Below are 7,564 nucleotides of genomic sequence, written 5' to 3' on the forward strand. Positions count from 1 at the left end.
CTCTGCGTGATGAGCTGCGACAAGGCCAATGGCGGCGGTTTGACCCTGATCGAGATCGCGCCGGGCGTCACCCTCGACGAGATCAAGGCCAAGACGGCTGCTCCCTTCACCGTCGCCCCAAGCCTCGCAAAGGCCGCGTGAGCGGACTTGGACGCTAAACAATCAGGGGTGTACGACAAAAAATCTTTCGGACCACATCTTCAATAGCCCATTCGCCTTTTGAGTCTCTCAGAACGACGAATCAACCGCTCCGGGTTTGTCGGAGTCTGTTTCGTTTGAGCCACGCTGGCATGGCTGGTTCGCTCAGCATACGTAGTAGCGCTCCTCGGCTTCGGCTGGCGGGATGTTGCCGGTGGGTTCCAGTGATCTGAGCCCTTAAAGCTGGATCGCTTTGGGTTAGCGTTTTCCGCGTCGTTTCCCTTGGGCTGGGTGAAGCGGAAGACGATGAAGACTTCGAGGTTGTCGGACGCCCAGAAGGCGTTCATTTCGAAGCTCGCGCGGACGCGCAACCACCGCTACTCGGCCTCGAACAAAAAACCCCGGAATCGTCTGATTCCGGGGCTTCTCTAGCGATGGTTGCGGGGGCGGGCTTCCAATGGCGGAGATCTGCCGGCGGGCCCGGATCAGCCAGGCGACGTAATTCGCGTCGCGGACCTTCGGTTCCTGGAAGAAGAAGTACGAGGGACTGCTGCCGGCCGAGATGCGCCGGCTGAAGCAGCTCGAGGACGAGCGCGCGAACAGGCCGTCGCCGATTTGCTCATTGATTCATTCGATTGGAATTCGCCATAATTCCGCGTGATGCACGAGATGGCGATCGCAGAGATCCAATAGGATTGTCTCGGCTTGCGATCCTCTGGCATCGCGACGCCGGACAACCGCCAGCTCCAGTTCAATCAATGGCTCGAATGCCTTGGATACGCCGCCGAGGCGTTCGTGATGCGCGGCGGTGATCGCATCGACGATCGCAACTCCCGTTCCTTCCAGCACCAGGAGCGATGCCAATGGCAGAAGCGGGGTGTCTATCGACATGAATACCTTGACGCCATGGCGGTTCAGCAGGGAGTGGACCTGCGTGTCCATCAGCGTCCGCCGCGAGGCGCTGATAAGCGTCTCGCCTTCGAGATCGCCTGGATGGACGACGTCATGCTCGCTTAGGCGATGGCCGGCGGGCATGATGCAACGGCACGGCACCTTGTAGCGCCTCACGATCTCCAAATCCGCCATCGGAACCGAGATGCTGACGAAGCCCATATCGTATTGGCCGCTCATGACCTGCTGGGTGACAGTCTCCGAGCCGTTCGAATCGAACCGGATGGACACTTCAGGCATCTGCTCCGCGAACTCAGCCAGGATCCGTGGAAACAAGGAATGTGCCAGCACAGGCAATACCGACACGGACAGCGTGCCAGCCCAGCCGCGCCCGATGTCCTTCACGGCCGCGGCGATCCGGTCGAGCCCGACAAAGGACCGCTCGACTTCCTGAAGCAGCCGATTGGCTTCCCAGGTGGGGACCAGCCTCCCCGACGCCCGATCGAACAACCCCAGACTGGTGTCGAGCTCCAGTTCTTTCAGCAGGCGGCTGATGGCGGGTTGCGACAGGTTCATCGCTGCCGCAGCGGCCGAGACCGAACCGGTGAGCATCGTCAGACGGAAGGCCTGGAGACCTCGATAACTGAGCTGGCGAGCCATGGCCTCACTATAAGGTTTTCACATACGCGCTGTCGAAGATTGTATTTGAAACAGGGAAATCATCGATGCAACTCTCCGCTTCATGGCGTTCCTGCGTATAAGAAATGCGCATGAAAACGGCCGTGCAAGCGGAGTCCAACGATTCATGTATAGGGTTGGCTTTGACGTTGGGGGCACATTCACCGACTTCACAATCCACGATGAGGGTAGTGACGCGGTGCGGCACTTCAAGGTGCCGTCAACGCCTTCAGATCCATCCGAGGCGATCGAGACAGGACTGGCGGAGCTGATCGAGCAGTTGGCGATCCGTCCCGATCAACTGGCCTTCGTTGGCCATGGTACGACCGTTGCGACCAATATGGTGATCGAGCGCCGTGGCGTGCGTACGGGCCTTATCACGACAAAGGGCTTCCGTGACGTTCTGGAAATCGGCCGGCAGACCCGCCCCCACCTGTTCGACTACTCCATCGGTAAGCCGGAGCCGCTGGTGCCGCGCCAGCGCCGTATCGAGGTGAGCGGGCGCATCGATGTCGAAGCCCGCTGTCTGACGCCGCTCGACGAGGAAGCCGTACGCGAGGCCGCGTGCCTGCTGGTGGCGGACGGCGCCCAGGCGATCGCGATCTGCTTCCTGCACAGCTATCTGGACGACGCACAGGAGCGCCGCGCGGCGGAGATCGTGCGCGACGTCGCGCCAGACGCTTATGTCTCGACCTCGTCCGGCGTACTGCCGGAGTTCCGGGAGTACGAGCGGTTCTCGACGACGGTGATCAACGCCTATGTCGGACCGCGCATGGATCGCTACCTCGACCGGTTCCTTGGGCGCCTCGAGGCGCTGGGCATCGCAGCGCAGCCCTACACGATTCATTCCAATGGCGGGCTGATGTCGGTCGAAACCGTGCGCGACAACCCGGTCCGCACCTGCCTTTCTGGGCCGGCAGCCGGAGTTGTCGGCGCCGCCGAGGTCGGCAAGCAGGCCGGCCTGCTCAATCTCATCACCTTCGATGTCGGCGGCACCTCGACCGATGTCTCGCTGGTCGAGGCCGGGGCGCCGGCTTTCGCCGCCAGCCGGATGGTCGCGGACCATCCCGTACGCACGCCGATGGTCGACATCCACGTCATCGGCGCCGGGGGCGGCTCGATCGCCTGGCTGGACGATGCCGGCGCGCTCAAGGTCGGTCCGCACAGTGCCGGTGCCGATCCGGGGCCGGTAGGCTATGGCCGGGGCGGGACCGAGCCAACGCTGACCGATGCCAACATCGTGCTGCATCGGCTGAATCCCGTCACGCTTCTCGGCGGTCGCATGAAAGTCGACGAGGCTGCCGCGCGCCGCGCCATCGAAGAACGCATCGCCAGGCCGCTTGGCCTCTCGGTCGAGGATGCGGCGCTCGGCATCATCCGCATTGCCGTCGCCAACATGAGCCGCGCCATCCGTGCCGTTTCGACCGAGAAGGGCCACGATCTCGCCGATTTCGCGCTCTTTCCCTATGGCGGTGCCGGCCCGCTCCATGCCCTCGCGGTCGCCGAGGAATGCGACATTCGGCGCGTGCTTGTTCCGCAGGAGCCGGGCACGATGTGCGCGCGCGGCATCCTGATGTCTGATCTCAGCCTCGATTTCGTGAAGAGCGAGATCATCGTCGCGGACGCCGGAAGCTGGCCGCGCATCGTCGCGCAGTTCGACGGCATGCGTGAGCGCGGTCTGGCCTGGTTCGAAGCGGAGCGCGTCGCGCCGGCGCAACGCTCCATGTCCTGCGTCGTGGAGGCCCGCTACAAGGGGCAGAACCACGAAGTTCAGGTCAGGCTGGAACAGGAGCCGGCCGCAGTCGCGTTCGAGACATTCGTGGCCTGCTTCCGCGCCGCGCATCGGCGCGAATACGGCTACGATGTCGACGGTCTGGCGATCGAAGTCGTCAACTGCCGGCTGAAGGTGGTCGGAGCCGTCGAACGCCATCCGCCGCGTGTCCCGCAGACGCATGATGCGGCGCCGCAGCCGAAGGAACAGCGCAGCGTGCGGTTCGCACAGGGCTGGCTCGATACGCCCGTCTACGATCGAGCCACGCTCGGCACCGGCATCACGCTCGCCGGTCCGGCCATCGTCGATGAGATGAGCTCGACCACGGTCGTCGCCCCCGGACAGCGCCTCGCGGTCGACACGCTCGGCAACCTCATCGTGGAGCTCTGAACATGACCGCCTCGCTCCAGGACAGTCTGCCCGCCCTGCGCACGACCGGCGAAACGCGCCTGGCCGACCCGATCGCGATGGAAGTGTTCTCGAACCGCCTGCTTTCGATCACCGAGGAGATGGGCAACACGCTGGTGCGCTCATCCTTCTCGACCAATATCAAGGAGCGCAAGGACTGCTCCGTCGCCCTGTTCGACGGGCGCGGCCGGCTGATCTGCCAAGCCTCGCATGTGCCGCTGCATCTCGGCTCGCTGATGGGCAGCGTCACGGCCGTGCTGAAGGCCTGTTCTGTCGAGCGTATGCGCGATGGCGACGCCTTCATCTGCAATGATCCCTATCTCGCCGGCGGCACGCATATGCCGGACATCTCGATCGTGACGCCCGTATTCATCGACGGCGCCGTGCGCTTCTTCGCCGCCAATATCGGCCATCACTCCGATGTCGGCGGCTCCGTCCCGGGCTCGATCTCGGGCACGGCCCGCTCGATCTTCGAGGAGGGGCTGCGGATACCGGTGATCCGGATCGTACGGGCGGGCGAGCTCGACGAGGACCTGCTGAATCTCGTTTCGCAGAATTCGCGCGAGGCCGAGGAGCGCTCGCTCGATCTCAAGGTGCAGATCGCGACGAACGAGCGCGGCAAGCGACTGCTCCTCGCCCTCGCGAACCAGATGGGGCTGGAGGCCATGACCGGGGCGGTCGACGACCTGCTCGCCTATACCGGCCGGAGGCTGCGCAACCGCATCCGCGACATGCAGGACGGCCGCGCGAGCTTCGTCGCCTATCTCGACGATGACGGGCTGGGTGGCGAGCGCGTCCCGCTGCAGGCCAATGTGATCGTCGACGGCGAGCGGCTCATCCTCGATTTCACCGGTAGCGGCCCGCAGGCGCGCGGTGCGATGAATGTCGCCGAAAGCGCGCTGCTCGCCACCTGCTACTATGTCGTCAAGACGCTTCTCGACCCCGAGCTTCTGCCCAACAGCGGCATGTTCTCCTGCGTCGAGGTCTCGTCGCCAGCCGGCAGCATCCTCAATCCAAGCTACCCGGCGCCGGTCGGCGCTCGCTCGATCACTTGCAACAAGGTGGCGCGCGCCCTGTTCGGTGCCTTCGCGCAGCTTCTTCCGCCGGAGCGGGCTATGGCTTCATCGCAGGACGTGGTCCCGGTCATTATCTTTTCCGGGCAGCGGCGGCGAGACGACGGCACGTTCGTTTACCTGGAATCGATGGGTGGCGGGGCCGGGGCTCGTCATGGGGGCGATGGCATGGACGGCATCCATGTCCACATCACCAACACCTCGAACCTGCCTGCCGAGGCGCTGGAGAACGAGTATGCTCTCCTTGTCGACGAATATGCGCTTGTCGAGGATTCAGGCGGGGCCGGCCGCCATCGTGGCGGCATGGGTATCGCGCGCCAGATCTCGGCAACCCGGGACGGCATCGTCTTCTCCGCCCGCTCGGACGGCCATCGGGCCGGGGCGCCTGGATTGTTTGGCGGTCTCGACGGGCGCACCGCGCGTCTGGTCCGCGATCACGGCACGGAGCAGGCGGAGGAATTGTCGTCGAAGATCTCCAACCTGGTTCTGCAGGCCGGCCAGTCCGTCAGACTGGAGACGCCGGGCGGCGGGGGCTTCGGGCTGCCGGCCGAGCGCGAGCTTGCCGCACTGGCACAGGACATCCGTTCCGGAAAATCCAGCCGCGCGCAAGCCGAGCGGGACTATGGGCCGGAGATGGTGACGCGAGCGCTGGACCTGCGCGGTTGAGGCTCACAAACGGAGCGCGTGGCGTCGAGCCGACATCGCTCCGAACCAACAAAAGGGGAAGTGGACGATGACAGACCGGAGCCTTGATCCTAGCCGTCGCGCTGTCCTGATCGGGGGCGCTGCCTTCGCGGGTGCACTCGCGACGCCGAAAGCACTGTTCGCGCAAGGCAAGGATACCTTGCGCTTCGCCTTGTCGAGTTTCCCGGCGAATCTGAGGCCGTTTCAGCACACGGGAACGAGTGCGGCTGCCGTCAAGATGATGGTCCATCGTGGACTGATCGGTTACGACGCCGCCGGCAAGCTGCGCGGCGAGATTGCTGAAAGCTACCGCGCCGATGGCGACCGCGCCTATGTTTTCGAGCTCCGTGAAAATGCCAGATTCCAGAATGGCGATCCGGTCACGGGTGAAGACGTCAAGTTCACGATCGAGCAGATCGCCGGCGCAAAATCGACAGCCTACCTCAAGGCGGCTTACGACATCGTCGAGAGCGTCGACGTCAAGGGGCGAAGCGTAAAGATCGCCTTGAAGGCCCCATCGGCCACGTTCCCGTTCCATCTCGCCAGCTTCAACGCACCGATCATCTCGGCCAAATCCACGGATACCGAAGCGATCGGATGCGGCCCTTATCGCATCACCGGAACCGAACGCGGCACCCGCATCGATCTGGCCGCTTTCGAGGGGTTCTATCGCCCCGGCTTTCCCAAGACGCCGAAACTGGCCTGCATCGCCTATGCGGATGAGAACCTGCGGGTCGCGGCGCTTCAGGCTGGGGATGTCGATCTCATCGAATACGTACCCTGGCAGAGCATGGAGTCGATCGCCGGTAACAAGGCGCTGACCCTCGACGCCACCGACGGCCCGTTCATGGGGCTCGTTTTCAACGTCAAGCAAGGTCCGTTTGCGAATGCCAAGGTGCGCCAGGCCGTCGCCTACGCGGTCAATCGCGCCGATATCGTGAAAGCGGCATTCTTCGGCCGCGGTACGCCCATGGAAGGGCTCCCGGTCATTCCCAACTCGCCGTTCTACGATGCGGCACGCGAAACCCACTGGAAACAGGATATCGCGAAGGCGAAGCAGCTTCTGGCCGAAGCCGGTATGCCCAACGGCTTCCAGGCCACGCTTCTATCCTCGGCGCAGTACGGCATGCACAAGGATACTGCGGAAATCGTCCAGCAGAGCCTGGCGGCCGTCGGCATCCAGGTGACACTGCATTTGCCCGACTATGCGACCCGCCTGCAGATGGGCAATCGCGGCCAGTACGAGTTCGCCGTCGTCGGATATGCGCTCGACTATGAGGACCCGGACGCGATGTCGGGCTTCCTGGCGGGCACGACCCCGTCCTACCAGCGCTCCTTCGGTTTCGAGAACAAGGCGATCGCGGACCTGCTGGCAAAGGGGCGAGGCGAGCTCGATCCGGCGGCACGCAAACAGATCTATGATGCAATGCTCCGGCTGGCCTTGGAGGAGGCGCCGATGGTCGGCCTCGCATGGCGCTCCCAGGGCTATGCGTTCAAGCGCGAGGTCCAGGGTTTCCGCAGCCTGCCGGGGTCGCTGTCCTTCTATTCGCCGATGACGCTTGCCGAAACGGCTATCGGCTGATGATGCTCTTCGCTGATCGTAAGAGGCCGTCGAACGGGACGTATTTCGGATGAGCGCTGCGTGGCTGGGCCGGCGGCTGGCCTTGACCCTGGCGATGGCCTGGGTCGTCGCGACGATCGTTTTCCTGGCGCTGCATATGGTGCCGGGCGATCCTGCGGAGCTTCTGCTGTCGACCTCGGGGGCGATGCCCGATCCTGCGACCGTGCAGGAATTGCGCGAGAAGCTCGGGCTGGACCGGCCTCTCCTGGTCCAGTACGGCCATTTCCTCGGCGGGCTGGCACGTGGCGACCTCGGCGCGTCCCTGATCGACGACTATCCGGTCATCCAGGAGATCGGGCT

4 protein-coding genes and 1 pseudogene are annotated in these 7,564 nt (G+C 64.1%); 4 read left to right on the forward strand and 1 reads right to left on the reverse strand.

Annotation, left to right across the window (positions count from 1 at the left end; genetic code table 11):
* Positions 1–765 precede the first annotated feature (765 nt).
* Complete coding sequence (locus J0I42_RS23850) at positions 766–1,689, reverse strand: LysR substrate-binding domain-containing protein (RefSeq protein WP_291658669.1); 924 nt, start codon at positions 1,687–1,689, stop codon at positions 766–768.
* 145 nt (positions 1,690–1,834) lie between these two features.
* Here J0I42_RS23850 and J0I42_RS23855 point away from each other — a divergent pair, with 145 nt between their 5' ends.
* From J0I42_RS23855 to J0I42_RS23870, 4 genes and pseudogenes are all read left to right on the forward strand, one after another.
* Positions 1,835–3,868, forward strand: coding sequence for a hydantoinase/oxoprolinase family protein (locus J0I42_RS23855; RefSeq protein WP_291658670.1), 2,034 nt, complete (start codon positions 1,835–1,837; stop codon positions 3,866–3,868).
* A 2-nt stretch (positions 3,869–3,870) separates the two neighbouring features.
* The gene (locus J0I42_RS23860) at positions 3,871–5,625 is read left to right on the forward strand and encodes a hydantoinase B/oxoprolinase family protein (protein WP_291658671.1); all 1,755 of its coding nucleotides are present in this window, start codon (positions 3,871–3,873) and stop codon (positions 5,623–5,625) included.
* A gap of 67 nt (positions 5,626–5,692) precedes the next feature.
* A complete protein-coding gene (locus tag J0I42_RS23865; protein ID WP_291658672.1) occupies positions 5,693–7,225 on the forward strand; it encodes an ABC transporter substrate-binding protein in 1,533 nt (510 codons plus the stop codon).
* A gap of 49 nt (positions 7,226–7,274) precedes the next feature.
* Positions 7,275–7,564, forward strand: a pseudogene (locus tag J0I42_RS23870) (glutathione ABC transporter permease GsiC); the annotation flags it as partial.

The sequence above is a fragment of the Allobosea sp. genome, from assembly GCF_017308015.1.
Lineage (GTDB): Bacteria > Pseudomonadota > Alphaproteobacteria > Rhizobiales > Beijerinckiaceae > Allobosea.

Coding starts and splice junctions, on each gene's coding strand:
- J0I42_RS23850 (WP_291658669.1), bottom strand. CDS start 1,689: ATGGCTCGCCAGCTCAGTTATCGAGGTCTCCAGGCCTTCCGTCTGACG.
- J0I42_RS23855 (WP_291658670.1), top strand. CDS start 1,835: ATGTATAGGGTTGGCTTTGACGTTGGGGGCACATTCACCGACTTCACA.
- J0I42_RS23860 (WP_291658671.1), top strand. CDS start 3,871: ATGACCGCCTCGCTCCAGGACAGTCTGCCCGCCCTGCGCACGACCGGC.
- J0I42_RS23865 (WP_291658672.1), top strand. CDS start 5,693: ATGACAGACCGGAGCCTTGATCCTAGCCGTCGCGCTGTCCTGATCGGG.